The sequence below is a fragment of the Mucilaginibacter celer genome (assembly GCF_003576455.2).
Taxonomy (GTDB): Bacteria; Bacteroidota; Bacteroidia; order Sphingobacteriales; family Sphingobacteriaceae; genus Mucilaginibacter; species Mucilaginibacter celer.
Genome location: NZ_CP032869.1, coordinates 5397579 through 5419775, shown reverse-complemented (window position 1 = coordinate 5419775; position 22197 = coordinate 5397579). Strand labels below are relative to the sequence as shown.

The window sequence follows — 22197 nt, the reverse complement described above, 5'->3', positions numbered from 1 at the left end:
CCTTGCAAAAGAAATTTTGCAGGGGTATTTTTTTGCAAACCAGTTTACTCTAAATATAATGGCTAATCAACTAAAAATTATGGCTTTGCTGGCCCTGTTACCGGCAGCCGTGGCCTCGGCACAAACCAAATGGACTGAGAAAAAATCGGGCGATATTGTTTTTGTTTCCAATGCAGGTGGGCAAAGCCTGGGCTACAGCAGTACATCGGGTGTGAAAATATTAACTGTGGATGGCCTTGCGTTTAAAGACCTGAACAAAAACGGCAAGCTGGATAAGTATGAAGACTGGCGCCTGCCGGTTGATGTGCGTGCCAAAGATCTTGCCTCGAAAATGAGCGTAGAGCAAATTGCCGGGCTGATGCTGTACAGCCGCCATCAGCCTATCCCGGCCGCTGCGGGCGGACCTTTTGCGGGCACCTACAATGGCAAAGTGTTTGCCGAAAGCGGCGCTAAGGCATCCGATCTGTCCGATCAGCAGAAACAATTTTTAGCTAAGGATAATGTAAGGCACGTACTGGTAACATCGGTACAAAGCCCTGAGATTGCCGCGCAATGGAATAATAATGCACAGGCTTTTGTTGAAGGACAGGGCTTGGGTATTCCCAATAATAACAGCTCTGACCCACGGCATGGTACCGTAGCCACCGCCGAATACAATGCAGGTGCAGGCGGCGCTATTTCGATGTGGCCGGGTTCGCTGGGTTTTGCGGCAACTTTTGATCCCGAAGTGGTAAAAAACTTTGGCCATATAGCCGCGCAGGAATACCGGGCTTTGGGGATCTCGACAGCGCTTTCGCCGCAGGTTGATATCGCGACAGATCCGCGCTGGTCGAGGGTGAGCGGTACTTTTGGTGAGGACCCGCAGCTGGCCGCTGATATGGCGCGTGCTTATATTGATGGTTTCCAAACCTCGGCTGCCGATAAGGAAATAGCCGGCGGCTGGGGCTACAACAGCGTTAACGCTATGGTAAAGCACTGGCCGGGCGGCGGTGCAGGCGAGGGCGGCCGTGATGCGCATTATGCCTTTGGTAAATATGCTGTGTATCCGGGCAATAACTTTAAACAGCACATGATCCCTTTTACCGAGGGAGCTTTTAAACTGAACGGCAAAACCGGGATGGCGGCGGCTGTGATGCCTTATTATACCATCTCCTTTAACCAGGATATTAAAAACCACGAGAATGTGGCCAATAACTACAACTCGTACATTATTAATGACCTGCTCCGTAAAAAATATAAATACGATGGCGTGGTTTGTACCGATTGGCTGGTTACCGGCGATGAGACTACGTTGGATTCATTCCTGTCGGGCAAATCATGGGGTGTTGAGGGTTTAACCATTGCGCAACGCCACTATAAAGTATTGATGGCCGGGGTAGACCAGTTTGGCGGCAATAACGAAGTTGCGCCGGTTGTTGAGGCTTACCAGATTGGTGTGAAAGAACATGGCGAAGCCTTTATGCGCTCAAGGTTCGAACAATCGGCTGTGCGATTACTGCGTAATATTTTCAGAACAGGATTGTTTGAGAACCCATACCTCGACCCCGAAACCTCCAAACAAATAGTTGGTAAGCCGGAGTTTATGGATGCCGGTTACCAGGCGCAGCTAAAATCAATAGTGATGCTGAAAAACAAGGCTAATATATTGCCTTTGCAAAGCGGCAAAACGGTGTACGTGCCTAAAAAATTCACTCCGGCTGGTCGTAATTTTTTAGGGATGGAAACGCCCGAAAAATTGGAATATCCTGTAAATATTGAAACGGTAAAAAAATATTTTAAAGTAACAGATAATCCCGATGAGGCAGATTACGCCCTGGTATTCATTGCCAGCCCCAACAGCGGCGGTGGTTATGATGGCAAAGATGCCAAAAACGGGGGTAATGGCTATGTGCCGGTAAGCCTGCAATACGGCGAGTATACTGCAGCTACTGCCCGGGCTACCAGTATTGCCGGAGGCGATCCGCTGGAAAAATTTACCAATCGTAGCTATAAAGATAAATCGGGCAAGGCCATTAACATTACCGATTTGGCTATGGTTACCGATACTTATGCCAAAATGAAAGGCAAACCGGTTATTGTATCGGTTAATATGAACAACCCCATGGTGTTTGGCGAGCTTGAAAAACAGGCCAATGCCATTATTGTTGATTTCGGGGTGCAGGGCCAGGCTTCGCTTGATATTATGACAGGCAAGGCCGAACCATCGGCACTATTGCCGCTGCAAATGCCTGTTGATATGCAAACGGTAGAAGCCCAGTTTGAAGATGTGCCGCACGATTTAAAATGTTATGTGGATGAGCAGGGCAATAAGTACGATTTTGGCTTCGGCTTGAATTGGAAGGGAGTGATAAAGGATGCGCGTGTGGATAAGTATGTGAAGGGTGTGGCGAAGCCGTAAATGCTACTATTCGTCATCCCGAACTTGTTTCGGGATCCCACAGGACAGGTAGACGCCTTTCTGAGCAAGGCGTTTACATAGCGGGAGGGTTGTTGAAACAAGTTACTCATAACACAATTGGGTATCATGCTGAGTAAATAAAAGCCGCAGCTTCTGAAGGAGATATGACATATGCCCAGTCGTCATGCCGAATTTATTTCGGCATTCCACAGGACAGGTAGCCCGCTTTGCTTAGCATGGTTGCTTAGCGAGTGGGATGTTGAAACAAGTTCAACATGACCGTTATTTTTAATTATGTCATGGGTAGCCCGTCTAAGCATGGTGGGCAGGGCCTCTGCGCGCGACTCTTCGACAGGCTCAGCGGACAGGGCCGCCCATTCCTCGTCATATTCTTCTCCAGAAGCCTCAGTTTTACTTATTCAGCATGACGATTTTTTTATAGATTTATAAACCTCATAAACCATCAACCAATGAAACACCTACTGCCGCTGTTATTGCTACTACCACTACTCCGCACCTCTGCTATCGCACAAAATAAGAGCCTCGATATAATAAAAACCAACACCGGTGAAATATCAGGCTTTACCAACCCTTCCGGCGATGTACATATTTACAAAGGCATCCCCTTCGCCGCCCCGCCGCTTGGCGATCTGCGCTGGAAGGAACCGCAACCGGTACAACCCTGGCAAGGCGTTAAAAAATGCACCGAATTTGCGGCCAGCCCCATGCAGGGTAAACCCGATGAATTTGGCGTTTATACCCGCGAGTTTTTAATCCCATATGAGCCCATCAGCGAAGACTGCCTGTACCTGAATGTGTGGACGGGTGCAAAATCATCAGTAGAAAAAAGACCGGTGCTGGTTTATATCTATGGGGGAGGCTTTGTAAGCGGAGGCGCGGGTGTGCCTATTTATGATGGTGAGGCAATGGCCAAAAAAGGGATCATATTTATTACGATCAATTATAGGGTTGGCATTTTCGGTTTCTTCGCGCATCCGGAGTTAACCAAAGAATCGCCCCATCATGCCTCGGGTAATTATGGTTTGATGGATCAGCTGGCAGCCTTGAAGTGGGTAAGGCAAAATATCGTGGCTTTTGGCGGCGACCCGGATAAGGTTACCATAGCCGGGCAATCGGCCGGATCAATGAGTGTGAACTGTTTGGTGGCCTCGCCGTTGGGTAAAGGTTTATTTAACGGAGCTATTGCCGAAAGCGGTGCCAGTTTTATTGCCCCGCGCGGATACGGTAGCCTGGCAGACGCCGAGGCGGCCGGTGCTAAACTGGCGACAACTTTAGGCGCTGTATCTATTGCCGATTTAAGAAACAAACCCGCCGCCCAACTGGCAGGCAAAGGCCAAAGCCGTCCGGTTGTTGACGGTTATGTGCTGCCCCAAAGTATTGCTGATATTTTTGCCGCGCATAAACAAAACGATGTACCGGTATTAACGGGATGGAATGAGGACGATGCGTTCGTCGGTCCGCCAAAAAATGCCGCCGATTATAAAAAGATGATTGAAGATCAATATAAAGATGAGGCAACCGAAGTTTTAAAGCTTTATCCGGGTAATACGGATGCCGAGGCAGCTGTATCACAAACCCGCCTTAACCGCGACCAGATCTTCGGCATGCAAAATTACACCTGGGCCAATGTGCAAAGCGAAACAGCGAAATCAAAAATATATGTGTATCGCTTTACCCGCCGTTTGCCCGCTACCCCCGCGTTTGAAAAATATGGAGCCTTTCATACCGGCGAGGTTGCTTATGCTTATGATAACCTGAAGTTTTTAAACCGCCCCTGGGAACCAGTTGATCAGCAACTGGCCACTACCATGAGCGCGTACTGGGCAAATTTTGTAAAAACCGGAAATCCGAATGGCAAGGGTTTACCGCAATGGCCCGCTTATACCGCTGATAAAAATTCTATCATGATGCTTGGTGAAAAGCCAGCGGCAAAACCGTTACCTGATAAAGCTGCTTTGGACTTTATGGTGAAGAAAGCCTCCAAATAATTTTATTTCACGCAAAGGCGCTAAGCCGCGAAGAGAGTACGGAAGATGACTTTGAAAGCACCTTTGTTATTTTCTCTTTGCGGCCTGGCGCCTTTGCGTGCTCAAAAAATCTACACCCCGCAAAAATCTATCACAACAAAATGGATTATATTTACTTAAAGGTGTAACCTGAACAGCAATGCCATAGTCACAACGATTATATAATGCAGAGCAAGCTTTCAGATATCGAACTTATTGAGCAAACCCTTGCGGGCAACCAATTCGCTTATGCCGATTTGGTAAAGCGCCATCAGCGTTTTGTTTTTACGCTGGCCATGCGTTTTGCCAAAGGCCGCGAAGACGCCGAAGAGATTGCACAGGATTGTTTTGTGAAGGCATACCGGTCGCTGGCAAGTTTCCAGGGGCAATCAAAATTCAGTACCTGGCTGTACAGTATAGTTTACACTACAGCCATGACATTTTTAAGGAAGAAACGGGTTGATACCGATTCGATTGATGACGAGGGGACTTTTGTACAGGTTGAAAGCCACGAATCGGCTTTTGATACCAATAATATTGAAAACAAATCCAGGTCGTTTTACCTTAACCAGGCCATTGCGCAATTGCTGCCTGATGATGCCACCATTATTACCCTGTTTTATAAAGGGGAGCAATCGTTAGAGGAAATTGCCCAAACCATGGGCATTGAAACCAATACGGTTAAGGTTAAACTATTCAGGGCGCGCCAGCGTTTGAAAGAAAAGCTGGAGCGCAATTTAAAACACGAGGTGAAAGAACTGATATGAACACCATCGAAGAAAAACTTTGGAACTATATTGATGGTACCTGCACGCCGGCCGAGCAGGACGCCATTACCCGGCTTATTGAGCAGGATGAGGTGTACGCATCAAAATATGCCGAACTAATGGCCTTAAATGCCGAGTTTGCTACAATGGAGTTCGACGAGCCATCAATGGCCTTTAATTATAGGGTTATGGAAGCAATCCGCGCAGAGCAGGCTATAACTCCGTTAAAGGCTACTATTAATAAAAAAATAATATTAGGTATAGCTGCCTTTTTTGTACTGAGCATACTGGCTTTGTTGGTACTTGTATGCTCAAATGTACAGATTACAGCAAATCCGTTCAGCGCAATCAGCCTCAAATTGCCGGATAATATCAAAATGCCTAACGCTTCCGGTTTATTCAAAAAAACCTTTATGCAAGGTTTTTTCATTTTTGATGTCATTTTGGCCCTATTTTTAACTGATAGTTATTTGCGTAGAAAAAAAGCTGCAAAACAGACATAAAATGTTCAGTTTTCTGTATGGTTATCGGGATAGGGTGTCGATTTGACACTAAATTAGCGTGTATTTGTAATAATAATGCAAGTATTAATGTATCAACAACGCTACATTAAATAAAAAATAAATAAAGCCCGAAACTTTGGCACAGTGATTGCCGTATACTATGCGAACTGGTAATCTTACCGGTTTAATTGTGATAAGGTTTAGGTTGAAAGTCGCCCGACGCAAGGTCTGGGCGGCTTTTATTTTTTTAGGAGGTTTTATCGCCGCTTCGCCCGCCTGCCCAACCCCACTTGACACCCCGGTTTGATTTTTGTAATTTTGTTTTTATGTTGAGAACAGAAACACTTGATGATTTTTATCAGCGTAAAATGAACTGGCTGCCCGGCAGCGTACAGCAAAACATTGGGCACTTTAACGTATTCAGGATAGAGGATTGCATTGGCCCCAATGCCAAACATGTTACCTACAGCCGCCGCACGTTTTATAAAATAAGCATGATGCGTGGCGATAATGTGATTCACTATGCCGATAAAAGTATTACGCTTTCGGGCACTACGCTAATGTTTTTCAGCCCGATGGTGCCTTACACCTTCGAAACCATGTCGGACGACAGAACAGGCTTCTTCTGCATATTTACCGAAGAGTTTTTCCTCGAAAAATTCCGTACCGGGCTGAGCGAGTTTCCGATGTTTGGCCTCAATGCCAAGCCTGTATATGCTTTAAATGATGAACAGGACGCCTATGTTACCCAGCTTTTTGAAAAAATGCTGGATGAGATCAATACCGAATATTCTTTTAAATATGATCTTATCCGAAGCTATGTAACCGAGTTGGCTTACTACGCGCTTAAAACCCAGCCATCTGAAAATGTGTATCAGCATGTTGACGCCAAATCACGCATCACATCGGTGTTTACCGAATTATTGGAAAGGCAATTCCCTATCGAAACCCCTTCACAGCGTTTTTCCCTGCGCTCGGCCAATGATTTTGCGCAGCGCCTATCGGTACATGTTAACCACCTGAACAGGGCTATCCGCGAAACCACAGGCAAAACCACCACCGATCATATTGCCGACAGGCTGCTGAGCGAAGCCAAGTCATTATTGAGGCATACCGACTGGAATATCTCGGAAATTGGCTACTGCCTGGGCTTTGAAGAACCTACCCATTTTAATAACTTCTTTAAAAAACAAACACAGCAAACGCCAAGTTCGTTCAGGAATGTTTGAATTTTGTAACCTTTGGTTTGATTAATGTAATGCCTTCGCTTTGTTGCCGCTGTAACTTTGCTTTCTCTAAAGCAAAACAAACAGTAATTTATGGACAACAAAAAAGTATGGTTTATTACCGGGGCTTCCAAAGGTTTTGGGCTCAGTTTAGTAAAACAGCTGCTTGAAGCTGGTCAGCTTGTTGCCGCCACTTCACGCAATCAACAGGAGTTAACCGCCGCGGTTAATACCACAAGCAATAATTTTTTACCCCTGCAGGTTAATCTGGTTAGTGAAGCCAGTGTATCATTAGCCCTGCAACACACGCACGAAACATTTGGCCGTATCGATGTAGTGATCAACAACGCCGGTTACGGTATTGGCGGCGCTATTGAAGAGCTAAGCGATGCCGAAACCCGTATGGCCTTTGATGTTAATGTTTTTGGAACGCTTAACGTGATCCGTTATGTAATGCCTTACCTGCGCAAACAACGTTCAGGGCATATCATCAATATTTCATCTATCGCCGGCGTAACTCCGGGCACAGGCTGGGCAGTTTACGGCGCTGCAAAACACGCGGTTATAGGCTTAACAGAAGTGTTGGCCGCCGATGTTAAAGAATTTGGCATCTATGCTACCGTAGTAATGCCGGGCGCTTTCCGTACGCAGTTCCTCACTGCCGATTCATTAGCCATGACCGACAATAAAATTGAGGGTTACACCGAAGTGCGCGCAAACCACGATAAGCTTTTAAAGATGAACGGCAAGCAAGCCGGCGATCCGGAAAAAGCTGCAACAGCAATTATCAATACGGTTTATGAAGAAAACCCACCAGTGTATCTTTTACTGGGCGGCGATGCCTATAACCGTGCTTTGGATAAGCTGCACGTATTGGATACCGCCTATCGCCAATGGCAGGATGTAACCTGCTCTACCGATTTTTAAAACATCAACCCTACATCTACCTATAAAACAAACCTATGGAAAACATCAAAAACAAAGTGGTTGTGATAACCGGTGCCAGCAGCGGCATCGGCGCCTTCACGGCCCGCAAGCTGGCCGGGCTTGGCGCTAAAGTAGTTTTGGCCGCCCGCCGCGAAGATCAGTTAAAAGCCCTGGTACAGGAAATTGGCGGCAATGCCACCTACGTAGTAACCGATGTGGCTAAACGTAATGATCTGGATAACCTTATTCAGCAAGCCATATCCAAATTTGGCCAGGTGGACGTGATGTGGAACAACGCCGGCGTAATGCCCATCTCCTTTTTTGAAGAAGGCCACGTTGACGAATGGGACAAAATGATCGACATCAACATTAAAGGCGTTTTATATGGCATCAACGCGGTATTGCCCTACATGTTGAAGAGGGGAGAAGGGCATATCCTTTCCACCTCATCAGTAGGCGGTTTAAAAACGTCGCCCGGCATAGGCGTTTACAGCGGAACAAAGTTCGCGGTAAAAGCCATTATGGAAACCCTGAGGGAAGAAGTAGCACAAACTATTAAGGTAACAACAATTTACCCGGGTGCAACTCAATCAGAACTTGGTCATGATATCACCAGCCCCAAAATCAAGGGCCTGTATGGTAATCTTACCAATATGCCCAAGCTTGATGAAGAGGCCATAGCCAACGCCGTGATCTACGCCATCAGTCAACGCGGTAATATCTCGGTAAACGAAATAACCGTAAGGCCATTAGGGCAAACAAGATAATAGAGCCAAGATAAAAGAAAGTAATTAACAAAAATATTAACCACTGAAAAGAGAAATCACCGAATCAAAAAATCTGTAGAATCACCCTAAAAATCGGTGTAATCCCAGAAAATAAAATCGGTGTAATCAAAAATCAATCGGTGTAATCCCAAAAAACAAATGGAAAACAACAAAATATGGTTTGTAACCGGCGCCTCAAAGGGCCTGGGACTCGCCTTAGTCAAGAAACTATTAACGCAAGGCTATAAAGTAGCCGCAACATCGCGCAGCTTAAGCGATTTAACCAAAGCCGTTGACAACGCTAACGACAGTTTTTTGCCGCTGGCGGTCAATCTTACCAACGAAGAAAGCGTACAGCAAGCCATCGAGCTTACCGTTAAAACATTCAGTAAAATAGATGTGGTGGTAAACAATGCCGGTTACGGTTTATTAGGCGGTATTGAAGAACTAACCGACCGCGAAGCCCGCGATAATTTTGAAGTAAATGTGTTCGGTTCGCTAAACGTGATTCGCAAAGCACTGCCTTATTTGCGCGCACAAAAATCCGGACATGTTTTAAACGTATCATCCATCGGTGGTTTTACCGGTGCTTTTGCAGGCGGCGGTATTTATTGTGCCACCAAGTTTGCGGTTAACGGTTTTTCTGAAACCCTATCGGCCGAGGTTGCGCCTTTTGGTATTAAAGTAACCATTGTGCAGCCGGGTTATTTCCGCACCAATTTCCTGTCGGCAGGATCATTGGCGGTACCGCAAAACCAGATAGCCGAATACGAGAATGTACGTAATACAGTGAATTTTCACCAAAACGACATGGACAAGCAACAGGCCGGCGACCCGGAAAAAGCCGCCGAAGCCATGATCAGGATCACCACCGAGGCTAATCCGCCGCTAAATTTATTTTTAGGCGAGGATGCTTACGGCCTGGTTGAAACCAAGCTTGCCTTCGTTAAAAACGAATTGGAAACATGGAAAGAATTAAGCCTTTCAACAGCAATAAAACAATAACAACAACTCATTATTTAGGGGTGTGGGTTACCCGCGACGGTTTTATCCGTCACCAATTTTTACCCAACGGCCGTTACGTGGAAGCACGCGGCGATAATGAAAATGCCTTCGCCGGTTATTACAGCGTATTAGGCAACCACGTTGAATACCTTGACGATACCGGCTTTACCGCCGAGGGGGATTTTATCGACGGAGCCTTTTTTCATGCCGGAATGGTGTTTTATAAAGAGACGGCATAGGTGAGAAAAAAGCGATGGCATGTGCAATTCCCCTCTTGAGAGGGGTGGGGGGGTGTTTTGTAGGGCGGCAACGGAACGCGGAAGAAACACACCCCTGCTCCCGCTCTTTTCCGCCGCGCCCCCTCTCAAGAGGGGAACTGGAAACGTCAGCAAAAAACTTCTCTTTGTGCCATAATAAAATCAGTAAATATTATTAGCACCTAAAAGCTTGCTTGTTAAAGCAGGCTTTTTCTATATTTAGGGTAAATCAAAACCCCTGGAAAATATGAGTTTTAAAACCCAGCTCAGTTCTATTTTTGTTGATGAAAACAAGATCCCTCCCGAGTTTCAGATTGAAGAAGTACACCAGCGCGAATACCTGAGTGCCGGCGAAATGAAGCCCTGGAATGGCGAGGTAAGCGAAGTGTACTCGCCGGTTGGCTTTTGGGGCGAAGATGGTACTTTTAGCCGCAAGCTGATAGGTACCTACCCGGTTTGTACCGAGAAGGAGGCTTTTGAATCGCTTGATGCCGCCCTTGCAGCATACGATAACGGCCGCGGCGAATGGCCCACCATGAGTATTGCCGACAGGATTAAATGTATGGAACGCTTCATCTTTAAAATGAGCGAACAGCGTACCCTGGTGGTTAAACTGCTGATGTGGGAGATCGGTAAATCATACGCCGATTCGGCCAAAGAGTTTGACCGTACCATCGAGTACATCAACGCCACTATTGATGCCCTTAAGGATATCGACCGCCAATCATCCCGCTTTGAAATGGCCGAGGGCCTGGTAGCCCAGATCCGCCGTTCGCCGCTGGGTGTGGTGCTTTGCATGGGGCCATTCAACTATCCGCTTAATGAAACTTTTACTACCCTTATCCCCGCTTTAATTATGGGGAATACCATTTTATTTAAACCACCTAAACATGGTACGCTGTTGCACTACCCGCTGTTAAGGGCCTTCCAGGAGTCGTTCCCGAAAGGCGTGGTGAATACTATTTACGGTAGAGGAGCAGTGGTTACTCCGGGACTGATGGCATCGGGGAAAGTGAACGTGCTGGCTTTTATCGGTTCGAGCAAGGTAGCTAACGATCTGAAAAAGCGTCATCCTAAAATAAACCGCTTAAGGGCAGTTTTAAGTTTAGATGCCAAAAACGCGGCCATCGTAACCAAACATGCCGATTTAAACCAGGCGGTAAGCGAATGTATTTTAGGGGCATTATCATTTAACGGGCAGCGGTGTACGGCCATTAAATTGATATTTGTGCAAAAGGAAATTGCCGATGAGTTTTTGAAACTGCTTAGCGAAGCGGTTGCCAAACTCAAATTCGGTTTGCCATGGGATAAAGATGTAAAACTTACCCCACTGCCCGAGCCAAACAAAACCGAATACTTAACGGATATAGTAAACGATGCTATAGCCAACGGCGCCAAAGTGATTAACGAAAACGGCGGCGAAACCTCGGCTTCATTCTTTTTCCCGGCTATTGTTTACCCGGTTAATGAAAATATGAAACTGTATCGCGAGGAGCAGTTTGGTCCGGTTATCCCTGTTATTCCGTTTGAGGATATTGAAGAACCAATCACCTACCAGATCGATTCGCCGCATGGTATGCAGGTAAGTATTTTTAGTAACGATGCCAAAGAGATTTCATCGCTGATAGATCCGTTTGTTAACCTGGTAAGCCGCGTAAACATCAACAGCCAGTGCCAGCGCGGGCCGGATGTGTTCCCGTTTACCGGCCGCAAGGATAGTGCAGAGGGTACTTTATCGGTTCATGATGCATTGAGGTCGTTCTCTATCCGCTCGTTGGTTACTACCAAGATGACGGAGACGAATAAGAATATCATCAACGAGATTGTGAATGATAACGACTCGAACTTTTTGAGTACCAAGTTTATTTTGTAACCCACAAGCCCTAAAGGGGACAAAGATAGTCAGAAGGGTTTACGAGGTTTTTTGTAAACCCTTCTTCACACGTAAGCGCCTCAATGAAACCTTATTCGATGGCTATCCGCATAATTATTGTTGCTGAGTTGTAATTGATGAAATCAATGTTTGTCAACTACCTGCTTTTGTAATTTACCTTCATCGATATTTCTTATTTTTAGATCGGATTATATAGTTAAAATCTATACATGATAGAATATTAGTATTCGGGAGGCGGCTTTAAATTTTTATATTTGCATCAACATTAAAAGAAATATCAAAATATGTTAACGATAGGACAAAAATTCCCCCAATTTTCTAAAACAGCGGTAGTAAGCCTTGAAAAAGGTAAAGAGTTTGAAACCCTTACTTCTGAGTACCTTACCAACGATGATAACGTTTGGACTGTAATGTTCTGGTGGCCAAAAGACTTTACTTTTGTTTGCCCTACCGAAATTGCCGAGTTTAACAAAAACTTTGGCGAATTCCGCGACCGTGAAACCCGCCTGATCGGTGCTTCTACCGATTCTGAGTTTGTTCACGCTGCCTGGAGAAGAGATCACGATGATTTGCGTGATTTGAAATTCCCTATGCTTGCCGATACTTCAAAATCATTAGCTGAAGACCTGGGCATTTTAGAGCCTACCGAAAAAATCGCTTACCGTGCTACTTTCATCGTTGATCCACAAGGTATCATCCGTTGGGTATCTGTTAACGACCTGAGCGTTGGCCGTAACGTGAAAGAAGTATTACGCGTACTTGACGGTTTACAAACCGACGAGCTTTGCCCTTGCAACTGGGAAAAAGGTCAGGAAACTTTAACTGTATAATTATTCAACAGATAAACGTCCCCGTACTGTATTCCGGTGCGGGGATTTTTTACACCTTTTTTTAAGCTGAAAAGAAGCTCAAAGCAGAAGGCTAAAAGCCTAAAGCAGAGAAATGTAGAGCCTGATCAGTCTAAAATAAATCATATTATCAAAAAATAGCTTTCGGCCTTCCGCCTTAAGCTTTAAGCTACCAGAAATGAACGAAAGTACCGAAGTGATCCAGGAGATACTTGAAAGTATCGGATTAGATAAAAACTACCGCACCGCCAGCCTTACCTTATTAGAAACCGGCGAATCACGCTACCTGCGCGATCTGAAACTGAATTTTACCAGCACCCTTACCTCGGCCCATTTAACTAATAAAGAATGTGCCCTGTTAGGTTTGGCCACCGCTGCAAACAATAATAACGTACCGCTTATCAACTTCTTTACCAAATACGCTAAAGAAAGCGAAGCTACCGATGCCGAAATTGGCGAGGCAGTTGGTTGCGCTTCATTATTGGCATCAAACAATATATTTTACCGTTTCAGGCATTTCACCCAAAAGGAGAAATACACGCAAATCCCGGCCCGTATCCGCATGCAGCTGATGATGAAACCTGTTACCGGTAAAGAGTTTTTTGAACTGGCCAGCCTTGCCGTATCGGCAATTAATGGTTGCGAGATGTGCGTGAACGCCCACGAAGATTCGCTGATTAAATTAGGCACTACCGAAGAGCGTATTTTTGATGCAGTACGCATCGCATCATTGGTTACAGCAACCGGAAAAGTTATATTTTAATAAGCTTAGCTTAGTTTAACGATAAAAAAGGCATGAAACGATTAAATTTCATGCCTTTTTCATAAATAGTATTTTATTGCCGAATAAAATTTGCGTTTATTAATTAAATTCCAGTAAATTTATACCTTAAGATTAAACAAACCTCGGCTACATTATTTTTTTCAAAAAACAATTGTTCCTCCGGGGGGAGTAACTTAAATTTTAATTGTTAATTTTTTTTGGGGAAAGCCGTTCCGGTAATAGTGGAACGGCTTTTATCATTTTAGTGAGCGTCGGCAGCTGCCTTTAGCTTTTTGAATGGCTGCAGGTAAAGCAGCGGAATGGAAAACAGCATTACCAAGCCCGAAATCCAGTAAGCATCATCATAAGTTAATAACAATGTTTGGCGGGTAATCATGCCCTCAATAGCCTGGTACGCCATGTGGGTAGCATCAAGCATTGATTTACCTTTGGCCATAAAGCCCTGGGTAAGCATATGCATCCTGTCGTTAAACGGATTGTTATACGGGTTGATGTTGGTAAGCAGGTTACTACGGTGCACACCCTGGCGGATGTGGATAATAGTAGTTAGCGTAGCAATACCAAACGAACCGCCCAACTGGCGCATCATGTTATTTAAACCAGATCCTTGCCCCAGTTCAGGCCCTTTCAAATCGGCCATGGCCAAAGTAGTAAGCGGAACAAATAACAAGGCCATACCCACACCACGGATTAACAAAGGAATCAATACATCCTTTTCGCCGGTTTGTAATGTGGAGCCTGCCAGCATGTGCGTAAACACATAAAACAAAAACATACCCGCCGTAGCCATAAATTGTGCCGGGATGCCTTTATTAAGCATCTTGCCGATAAACGGCATCATCACAATGGTACACAAACCGCCGGGGAACAATAGCTCGCCGGTTTGCTGGGCGTTAAATCCTAACAAATTCTGACAGAACACCGGAAACACGAATACCGACCCGTATAAACCAAAGCCAAGAATGAACGATGTAAACATACCCACCGCAAAGCTTCGATGCCGCAGGATGCCAAAATTTACAATAGGGTGCTCGGTGCTCATCTCTCTCCATATAAATAATATGGTACCTAATACCGCGGTAATGGTTAACACCAGGATATAGGTTTTTGCAAACCAATCTTCACTTTCGCCTTTTTCCAGTACGGTTTGTAAACTGCCTACGGCAATAGCCAGCAGGATAATTCCCCACCAGTCTACCGGTTTACCTTTGGCATCTTTGGGCGTTTCGCGCACGTAGGTGTAAGTACAAAATGCAGCAAGTGCGCCTACCGGGATGTTTACATAAAAAATCCAGGGCCATGAAAACGTTTCAACTATCCAACCGCCAATGGTTGGCCCTACTGTAGGGCCAACTACCGCTCCTAAACCAAACAGGGCGGTTGCTGTACCAATTTGTTCGCGTGGCCAGGTTTCGAGCAATATAGCCTGTGCGGTTGAAATCAAACCGCCACCGGCTACACCTTGTATTATCCTGAACAATACCAGTTCGTTCATACTATGCGCGTTACCGCACAAAAACGATACTATCGTAAATACGATAATGGAAGTGAGGAAATAGTTTTTACGCCCAAAACGGCCGCCCAGCCAACCCGACATGGGCAATATGATTACGTTGGCAACCGCGTACCCGGTAACCACCCAGGCCACATCCTCGAGGGTTGCGCCAAGGTTCCCTTGTATGTGCGGTAAGGCCACGTTAACGATAGTGGTATCGATCAGCTCCAGTAACGAAGCTGTGATCACCGTAATGGTGATGATCCACTTTTTAAAGCCAGTTTCAGCCATAATATTATTCTTTAATTACAGATACATTTACGCTCATACCTGGGCGTAATTTTGCAAGATCCTCTTTGCTGCCTGTGATTTTGATTTTTACAGGCACACGTTGTACCACTTTCACGAAGTTACCGGTAGCATTATCCGGAGGTAACAGCGAGAATTTAGCACCTGTAGCAGGCGAGAAATTGTAAACTGAACCTTCCAGTTTCATATCAGGGTAAGCATCAACCTCAATTTCAACTTTTAAACCGTTTTTAATGTTGGTTAACTGGGTTTCTTTGTAGTTGGCTGTAATGTACAGGCTGTTATCATTTACAATTGAGAACAATGTTTGACCAGCCTGAACCAGCTGACCTAACTGTACGTTCTTTTTAGAAGCGATACCGCTTGCAGGCGATTTAACGGTAGTGTAGCTTAACTGAAGTTTAGCATAATCAATGTCAACCTGCTTTTGCGATACGCCGGTGTTGGTTACCTTTAACTGGCTACGGGTTGTGCCAATTTGTTCAACCGCTGCCTTGTATTGGTCTTGTGATGCTTTGTAGTTAGCTTTTGCAACATCTAAATCGGCTTTGGCCTGATCAAATTGTTGTTGGGTTACTGATCCGTCTTTTACAAGGTTGGCATAACGGTCGTAATCTTTTTGAGTTTTCTCCAAACGGGCGAGGTTTGATGCAACCTGTGCTTTCGCGCCTGCAGAACTTGCCTGGTTAGCGAAAATCTGTGATTGGTTTACGCCAATGCCGGCACTTGCACCAACTTGTGCGGCCTGAGCCTGTTCTAATTTTATTCTGTAATCGTGATCATCTATTTTAACCAATGGTGCACCTGCGTTTACGTGGGTGTTTTCTTCAAAATAGATCGAATCTACATATCCGCCAACGCGGGCAACCACAGGGCTGATGTCGCCGTCAATCTGGGCATCATCTGTATCAACGTGTTTGCTGAAGTAGATGTATTCTTTTATACCGAAAATTACGCCGCCAATAAGTACTATACCTAATATGATTGGGATAACTTTGCTTTTCTTTTTCGGTTGTTCCGGTGTTTCTTGTTCCTTTGCCATTTTATTTAAAGGTTTTGGGTATTATTATTTGTTAATTTTTCCTGTTGATTTTAATAAAGTATAGTAAGCCAAACCAGCATCGGCTTTAGCCAGTTCTAAGTTGATCTGTGCCTGGTAAAGCAAGGTTTCGGCATCGGCACGGTCTGTAGCAGATGCGATATTGCTTTTGTATTTCGATTCGAGGATCTTATTGTTTTCACCAGCCTGATCGATAGCGGTTTGTAAAAGTTTAACTTTTTCAAGCGCCTGGGTATAGTTTTGGTAGCTTTGGTTTACCTCGTCTTTAATCCTATCGGTAGTGATGTTTTTGTTAATCTCAACCTGTTGCTCTTCCAGTTTAGCTTCTTTTACCTTGTTTTTGTTAGTCCACATCGAACTGAAGTTCCACGACGCGGTTAAGCCTACCGATATTGGGGTAATAAAGTTACCGCTTTTAGGGATAGGGTTGGCGCTCACATCAACGTAGTAAGCGGCGGCCGATGCACCTACCGTAGGCAACTCGTTAGCTTTAATGCTTTTGGTATTGATTGCGGCAACACGACTGCGCAAAGCAAATTGTTTAAACTCGGGGCGGGCAGCCATGGCGGTATCAAGGTATGATGCCAATGGGGCAACCTGTCTGTCGGCTTCGGTGATCTGCTCGATGTTTAACTGGGTACCTTCCGGCAAACCTAACAATACGTTAAGGTTGTAATTGATGATACGGCGGTTGGTTTCCAAATCAACACCATTAACCTCGATGTTTGAGCGCTGCAACTGGAAACGAAGTACATCGTTTTTGGTTACCAAACCCTGATCAAAAAAGCGTTGGGCCTGTTTAATCTGCGCGTCAACCGTGCTTAAGTTTTGTGCTACTACTTTTTTGCTTTGCAATACCTTATAAAGGTTGTAGTACGAGTTGATGATATCATAAACTACCTCATCTTTATTATTATCCACATCTAAACGGGCAACCTGGGTAAGCAGATCGGTTGATTGGCGGGCGTATTTCAGTTTGTTACCGCCAAAAATGGTTTGGTTTAAGGTAAGGATACCAAGATAGGCATCAGCATGCGATGGCAGGTTAAAGCTCGATTCGCCAAGGGCCAGCCTGTTGGCAGGGATCTGGGCACGGTTGTAACCGTAGCTTACCTTACCGGTTGGCAGCGCTTCGTCTTTAGCCTGGTTGTATTGAGAGATAGCCTGTTCAACTTTCGAGTTGGAGAGTTTTAAGGTTTTGCTGTTTTCAAGGCCGAGTTTAATGGCCTCATCCAGCGTAATAGTCCTGTCTTGAGCGGCAGCTGCAAAAGGCAGGCTTAATACTATGAGGGCGATGCCGCCGCGTAAAACGGGCCGCAATACCTGCTTTAATAGTTTAAGGTGGTTGGTTTTGTTATTTGGAGTTGTCATGTTCGTTAACTAAATAAGCTTTTAATAGTCGTTTCATATATGTTTTTACACGGGGTTTGAGTTCTTCTTCCATAAATTTTTCCTCGCGGATATCATGGCCTATGATAATCGAAGATAGCTGCGGCATGTTAACTATATAATTTTTTGTGCCGAACATCGTGGCGATTACCAAAGGCACATCCACCTCGTGGTAAAACTGCCCGTTGGTAACACCTTCTTCAATGATCTTCTTTATTTCTATAACGTTTACCATCAATATCTCGATGATCTTATCGGTGAGGTCGCCGCGTTTATTCATAGATACCTCGCGGTTAATTAGCTTTTGAAAGCAGTTGTTGGCAATGATGCGCTCAACGTAGTTGTCAATACATTTCGATAGCTTATCCCATGGAGTCATACTTTCGTCATTACCGATGTTTTGGAGTAGAGTACGGAAAGAATTGATCTTACGTTCAAAAACTGCCAGAAAAAGCCCTTCTTTCGAGCCGAAATAGTAATTGAGCATAGCCATGTTTACACCGGCTTCGCCCGATATGGTACGGGTGGAGGCCCCGTCATAACCCAGATCCGCGAATACCTTTTCGGCTACGTCGAGGATATGGTCTTTTTTATCTATTTTATCTTTTTCCATTGTTTTAACGGCACAAAATTAATCAAACGATTGATTAAGTGTATCGGATTGAAGCAGAAAAAGTTAATCAGTTGATTAAGATTACCACCGAATGACAAATTTGTTTGAGCCCCGTTAGGACTTTGGTAAAATTTTAAAGTGTTTGTTGAAACATTTAATAATACAATCAACAAATGTTAACACATTCATTGAGGCGGTAATTCAATTGTTATATTGTTGATACAGGAAATGCGAAATATCTATCTTTCAATATATTTGTTGGCATGAAGCGGATCCACCTCATTGTATTACTTTTATCAACAGTAGTTTTTTCAAAAGCCCAAACCAACCCGCCAACAGATATTGGCAGCATTCAGCAAAATTTTAAAAAGCTTGACGTGCTGGGCAGTGTACTATATGTAGCCGCCCATCCCGATGATGAAAACACCCGTTTGCTGGCTTACCTGGCGCAGGAAAAACATTACCGCACAGGTTACCTGTCGCTTACCCGCGGCGATGGCGGCCAAAACCTGATAGGCAATGAGCAAAGCGAGCTTTTAGGTTTGATCCGTACACAAGAACTATTAGCCGCGCGCCGTATTGACGGCGCCGAGCAGTTTTTTACGCGCGCTAACGATTTCGGCTTCTCGAAAGGGCCGGAGGAGACGCTAAAGATCTGGGATAAAGAAAAAGTATTGGGCGATGTAGTATGGGTGATCCGCAAGTTCAGGCCCGATGTTATCATTTGCCGTTTCCCTACTACGGGCGAGGGCGGGCATGGTCACCACACCTCATCGGCTATATTGGCGCAGGAAGCATTCAGCGCTGCTGCCGATCCAAATCGTTACCCCGAGCAATTAAAATATGTAAAACCATGGCAGGCCAAACGCCTGTTGTGGAATACTTTTAACTTCGGCAACACCAACACAACCGCTGCCGACCAGTTTAAAATAAACGTTGGTATTTATAACCCGGTGCTTGGCAAAGCCTACGGCGAAATAGCAGCCGAAAGCCGTAGCAACCATAAATCGCAGGGCTTCGGTTCGGCTAAGCAACGCGGCGAATCGTTCGAGTTTTTTAAAACTATTTTAGGTGATGCGCCTCAAAACGATTTGATGGATGGGGTTAACACCACCTGGAAAAGGGTAAAAGATGGCGATGCCGTTGAAGCTACCTTGGGAGTTATCGCTAAAAGTTTCAATGCCGAAACTCCCGAAAAATCGGTACCGGCCTTAATCCAGTTGCTGGGCAAGGTGGAGAAAATATCAGATACTTACTGGCGCGAGCAAAAAGTTAAAGACCTGAGCAATTTTATAGCTGCGTGCAGTGGTTTATGGTTCGAGGCTTACGCAACCGAAGCTACCTATGCTTTGGGCGATAAAATCAATATCCGCGCGCAGGCTATTAACAGGTTTAGTAACAGGGTAAAGATCAATAGCATCACAAGTGAGGATAATACGATTACATTAGATAGCAAAGTGCTGCCCGAGAACGAACTGCAGTCTTTTGATTCAGGCATTACCGCTTCACGCTTAACACAACCTTACTGGCTGGCTCAGCCGCACCCGATAGGTATTTATACCCTGCCGGATAATACGCTTGCAGGCAACCCCGAAAACCCCGACCTGCCAAAAGTTACCTTCCAGTTTATTATTGAGGGTAAACCCATCAATATCGATCGGAGGCTGATATATAAATTTGTCGATCCTGTACGAGGGGAAGTTTATCAACCTATAGAAATTACGCCACCGGTAACTGCAAATATTGAGGGCAAGGATTATATTTTCAGTGCGCAGCAGCCGCAAACGGTGTTGGTTAACCTGAAAAGTTTTACCAAAGCAAGCGGCAGTATTAGCTTTAAAGCGGTAAGCGGATGGAAGATAAGTCCGGAAAAAATTGATTTTACCGGTAAAGATAAAAATGACGAATGGTCGGTAGCGTTTACCATTACGCCAACCGATGCGAAACCTAAAACCGCCGAACTGGAAGCTGTGGTAAATGCCAACGGTAAACCGTTTTCGCTAAGTCTGCGCCGTATCAGGTATGATCACGTACCTGCAATCACCCTATTCCCGCCCGCGCAAACCAAACTGGTGTACCTCGACCTGAAAACCACCGGCAAAAAAATAGGCTACATAGCCGGTGCCGGCGACCAGATGCCCGAAGCTCTGCGCCAGGTTGGCTATGATGTGCATATGCTAAGCGAAAACGAGGTAATGAACGGCGATCTATCGGGTTATGATGCCATTGTAACCGGCGTACGTGCCTACAACGTAAGCGAACGTCTTGCTTATGAACAGCCCAAATTACTTGAGTACGTAAAAAATGGCGGTAATCTGGTGGTTCAATACAATAACAACAATGGTATTGTTGTAAAACAAATAGGCCCGTATCCTTTCACTGTTGTGAACAGGAGGGTAACCGATGAAAATGCAGCGGTTACTATTTTGGATAAAGAAAACCCGGTACTCAACTATCCCAACAAAATAACCAGCGATGATTTTAGCGGCTGGATCCAGGAGCGGGGGCTATACTTTGTAACTAATATCGATCCGCAGTACAAAACCATTTTCCAGATGAATGATAAAGGTGAAGAGCCATTGAATGGATCGCTGATAGTTGGTGATTATGGTAAAGGGAGGTTTGTTTATACTTCGCTGGCATTTTTCAGGGAGCTGCCTGCTGGTGTGCCTGGGGCTTACAGGTTGTTTGTTAACTTGTTGAGCAGGCCGAAAAATTAACGTCATGAATATTCCATTATCACACAATCCTGATAGCCTAAACGCTGTGATTAAAATTTGTTCAATAGTTGTTTTAGTTACTTCTATTATAGCAGCAGGTGCATCTGTTTTTTTATTTTATTGGGGAAATCAAAAGGATACCCTAAATAAGTTTGCATCGGATCCAAGAACTTTAAATTCTACTTTTGTGAATCAAAAGGCACTTATCAATGAACTTAAGAAATACTCTGGAACAGAAATTCAAATTTTAAGCGTCGCCGGTGATTTAGAATCTGAGGAGTTCGGGAATCAATTTTTTAAACTACTTGAAGATGCTGGCTGGAAACCAAAAAGGGCAAGGTCAATGATTGGAGGAGTATCTCCAAGAGACATTACAATATTTAAGAGTAATAGGGTATTAATAAAAGAAGAGTTAGCATTAAAAACCATTCTAAAGTATTTGAATTATAATTTTAAGATTATTGACGAAAACAACAATCCATTTAATCAAAAAATTGACCCTAATTTAATCGTTTTAGATATAGGACTAAAGTATTAAGAGATTGGATTGGATATGGCTTTCGGTTTGGAATGGTGCGAGGGCCGCGTTAGGGATAGTAGTGGAAAGCCCGGAGCGTGGGTTGGACTGTGCGGATGGCAAGGCGAGGACTTGGAACGGATAGCCCGGCCGCAGGCAACGCCCATATTTTGAACCGTTGATTTCGCTGGTTTGTCTGAACCGGGATTTGGGGAGATTTATAGAATTAATTAGATTTTTTAATTTTATTAATTCCTTAAATCGATAATTCGAGTCCAGACAAAATCCTGCCCATCCCAAAAATCCTCCCAAATCCCGGTTCAGACAAAATTGTACATATGCATACCCGCTTCAAGCCCTCTAATTTAAACCATCACAACCCACTCAATCCTTTTACAAAACAAACTTTGGTAAAATTCAATTAATCACCTATTTTTGCTGCAATCATACACATAACATCATGGGACACCATAAAGAAGAAAAAGACAACTTAGATTATATATACTACCTGGTAGGCTTATTTACAGGCTTGTTTATAGGTTTTATTTTGAATGTAGGCTTCACCTGGATTATTGTAGGTGGTATTTTGGGTTTGTTAACCGCTGCTGCATTTATAGCCGTGTTAGTTCGTGGCCGTAATGAAGAGGCCTGATCCCGACCTACCTTCATTTATAAAAAATTGGAACCAGTT

General features: G+C 44.6%; 19 protein-coding genes. 15 read left to right on the top strand and 4 right to left on the bottom strand.

From position 1 onward, the window contains the following. Nucleotides 1-58: 58 nt before the first annotated feature. The 12 genes from HYN43_RS22295 to HYN43_RS22240 all read left to right on the top strand — a co-directional run bounded on the left by HYN43_RS22295 (nucleotide 59) and on the right by HYN43_RS22240 (nucleotide 13382). Nucleotides 59-2398 carry a glycoside hydrolase family 3 protein gene (locus HYN43_RS22295; protein ID WP_205589805.1) on the top strand — a complete coding sequence of 780 codons (2340 nt, stop codon included), beginning with the start codon at nucleotides 59-61 and terminating at the stop codon, nucleotides 2396-2398. Between the two features lie 470 nt (nucleotides 2399-2868). Next, entirely contained in the window at nucleotides 2869-4407 is a 1539-nt protein-coding gene (locus tag HYN43_RS22290; protein ID WP_119406140.1) for a carboxylesterase/lipase family protein, read from the top strand. Nucleotides 4408-4610: 203 nt separating this feature from the next. Continuing rightward, nucleotides 4611-5192 carry an RNA polymerase sigma factor gene (locus tag HYN43_RS22285; protein ID WP_119406139.1) on the top strand — a complete coding sequence of 194 codons (582 nt, stop codon included), beginning with the start codon at nucleotides 4611-4613 and terminating at the stop codon, nucleotides 5190-5192. Further along, a complete protein-coding gene (locus tag HYN43_RS22280) occupies nucleotides 5189-5695 on the top strand; it encodes an anti-sigma factor family protein (protein ID WP_119406138.1) in 507 nt (168 codons plus the stop codon). Before HYN43_RS22285 ends, HYN43_RS22280 begins: the two co-directional genes overlap by 4 nt. 326 nt (nucleotides 5696-6021) lie before the next feature. Next, on the top strand, nucleotides 6022-6924 hold the full coding sequence (locus tag HYN43_RS22275; protein WP_119406137.1) for a helix-turn-helix domain-containing protein: 903 nt from the start codon (nucleotides 6022-6024) through the stop codon (nucleotides 6922-6924). Between the two features lie 90 nt (nucleotides 6925-7014). Then, the gene (locus tag HYN43_RS22270) at nucleotides 7015-7848 is read left to right on the top strand and encodes an SDR family NAD(P)-dependent oxidoreductase (protein ID WP_119406136.1); all 834 of its coding nucleotides are present in this window, start codon (nucleotides 7015-7017) and stop codon (nucleotides 7846-7848) included. Nucleotides 7849-7883: 35 nt separating this feature from the next. Next, nucleotides 7884-8615 carry an SDR family oxidoreductase gene (locus tag HYN43_RS22265; protein ID WP_119406135.1) on the top strand — a complete coding sequence of 244 codons (732 nt, stop codon included), beginning with the start codon at nucleotides 7884-7886 and terminating at the stop codon, nucleotides 8613-8615. Between the two features lie 159 nt (nucleotides 8616-8774). Next, nucleotides 8775-9620: an oxidoreductase gene (locus HYN43_RS22260; protein WP_119406134.1), complete on the top strand. Its 846-nt coding sequence runs from the start codon at nucleotides 8775-8777 to the stop codon at nucleotides 9618-9620. Continuing rightward, nucleotides 9581-9859, top strand: coding sequence for an Atu4866 domain-containing protein (locus tag HYN43_RS22255; protein ID WP_119406133.1), 279 nt, complete (start codon nucleotides 9581-9583; stop codon nucleotides 9857-9859). Before HYN43_RS22260 ends, HYN43_RS22255 begins: the two co-directional genes overlap by 40 nt. 265 nt (nucleotides 9860-10124) lie before the next feature. Continuing rightward, on the top strand, nucleotides 10125-11750 hold the full coding sequence (locus HYN43_RS22250) for an NADP-dependent glyceraldehyde-3-phosphate dehydrogenase (protein WP_119406132.1): 1626 nt from the start codon (nucleotides 10125-10127) through the stop codon (nucleotides 11748-11750). Between the two features lie 305 nt (nucleotides 11751-12055). Continuing rightward, complete coding sequence (locus HYN43_RS22245) at nucleotides 12056-12601, top strand: peroxiredoxin (protein WP_119406131.1); 546 nt, start codon at nucleotides 12056-12058, stop codon at nucleotides 12599-12601. 196 nt (nucleotides 12602-12797) lie between these two features. After that, nucleotides 12798-13382 carry a carboxymuconolactone decarboxylase family protein gene (locus tag HYN43_RS22240; protein ID WP_119406130.1) on the top strand — a complete coding sequence of 195 codons (585 nt, stop codon included), beginning with the start codon at nucleotides 12798-12800 and terminating at the stop codon, nucleotides 13380-13382. 262 nt (nucleotides 13383-13644) lie between these two features. Here HYN43_RS22240 and HYN43_RS22235 read toward each other — a convergent pair whose 3' ends face one another. The 4 genes from HYN43_RS22235 to HYN43_RS22220 are packed head-to-tail and all read right to left on the bottom strand — an operon-like array spanning nucleotide 13645 to nucleotide 18269. Beyond that, nucleotides 13645-15189 (bottom strand): DHA2 family efflux MFS transporter permease subunit, encoded by a 1545-nt coding sequence (locus HYN43_RS22235; protein ID WP_119406129.1) that lies wholly within the window; start codon nucleotides 15187-15189, stop codon nucleotides 13645-13647. 4 nt (nucleotides 15190-15193) lie between these two features. After that, the gene (locus HYN43_RS22230) at nucleotides 15194-16249 is read right to left on the bottom strand and encodes an HlyD family secretion protein (protein WP_119406128.1); all 1056 of its coding nucleotides are present in this window, start codon (nucleotides 16247-16249) and stop codon (nucleotides 15194-15196) included. A gap of 24 nt (nucleotides 16250-16273) precedes the next feature. Continuing rightward, nucleotides 16274-17638: a TolC family protein gene (locus HYN43_RS22225; RefSeq protein ID WP_119406127.1), complete on the bottom strand. Its 1365-nt coding sequence runs from the start codon at nucleotides 17636-17638 to the stop codon at nucleotides 16274-16276. Then, nucleotides 17622-18269 (bottom strand): TetR/AcrR family transcriptional regulator, encoded by a 648-nt coding sequence (locus tag HYN43_RS22220; RefSeq protein ID WP_119406126.1) that lies wholly within the window; start codon nucleotides 18267-18269, stop codon nucleotides 17622-17624. The genes HYN43_RS22225 and HYN43_RS22220 overlap by 17 nt, the downstream gene beginning before the upstream one ends. A 263-nt stretch (nucleotides 18270-18532) precedes the next feature. On the opposite strand from HYN43_RS22220, the gene HYN43_RS22215 reads away from it, so the two are divergent. From HYN43_RS22215 to HYN43_RS22205, 3 genes are all read left to right on the top strand, one after another. Next, nucleotides 18533-20989 (top strand): PIG-L family deacetylase, encoded by a 2457-nt coding sequence (locus HYN43_RS22215; protein ID WP_119406125.1) that lies wholly within the window; start codon nucleotides 18533-18535, stop codon nucleotides 20987-20989. Between the two features lie 4 nt (nucleotides 20990-20993). Further along, a complete protein-coding gene (locus tag HYN43_RS22210) occupies nucleotides 20994-21527 on the top strand; it encodes a hypothetical protein (RefSeq protein WP_119406124.1) in 534 nt (177 codons plus the stop codon). 439 nt (nucleotides 21528-21966) lie between these two features. After that, entirely contained in the window at nucleotides 21967-22158 is a 192-nt protein-coding gene (locus tag HYN43_RS22205) for a hypothetical protein (RefSeq protein ID WP_119406123.1), read from the top strand. Nucleotides 22159-22197 lie beyond the last annotated feature (39 nt).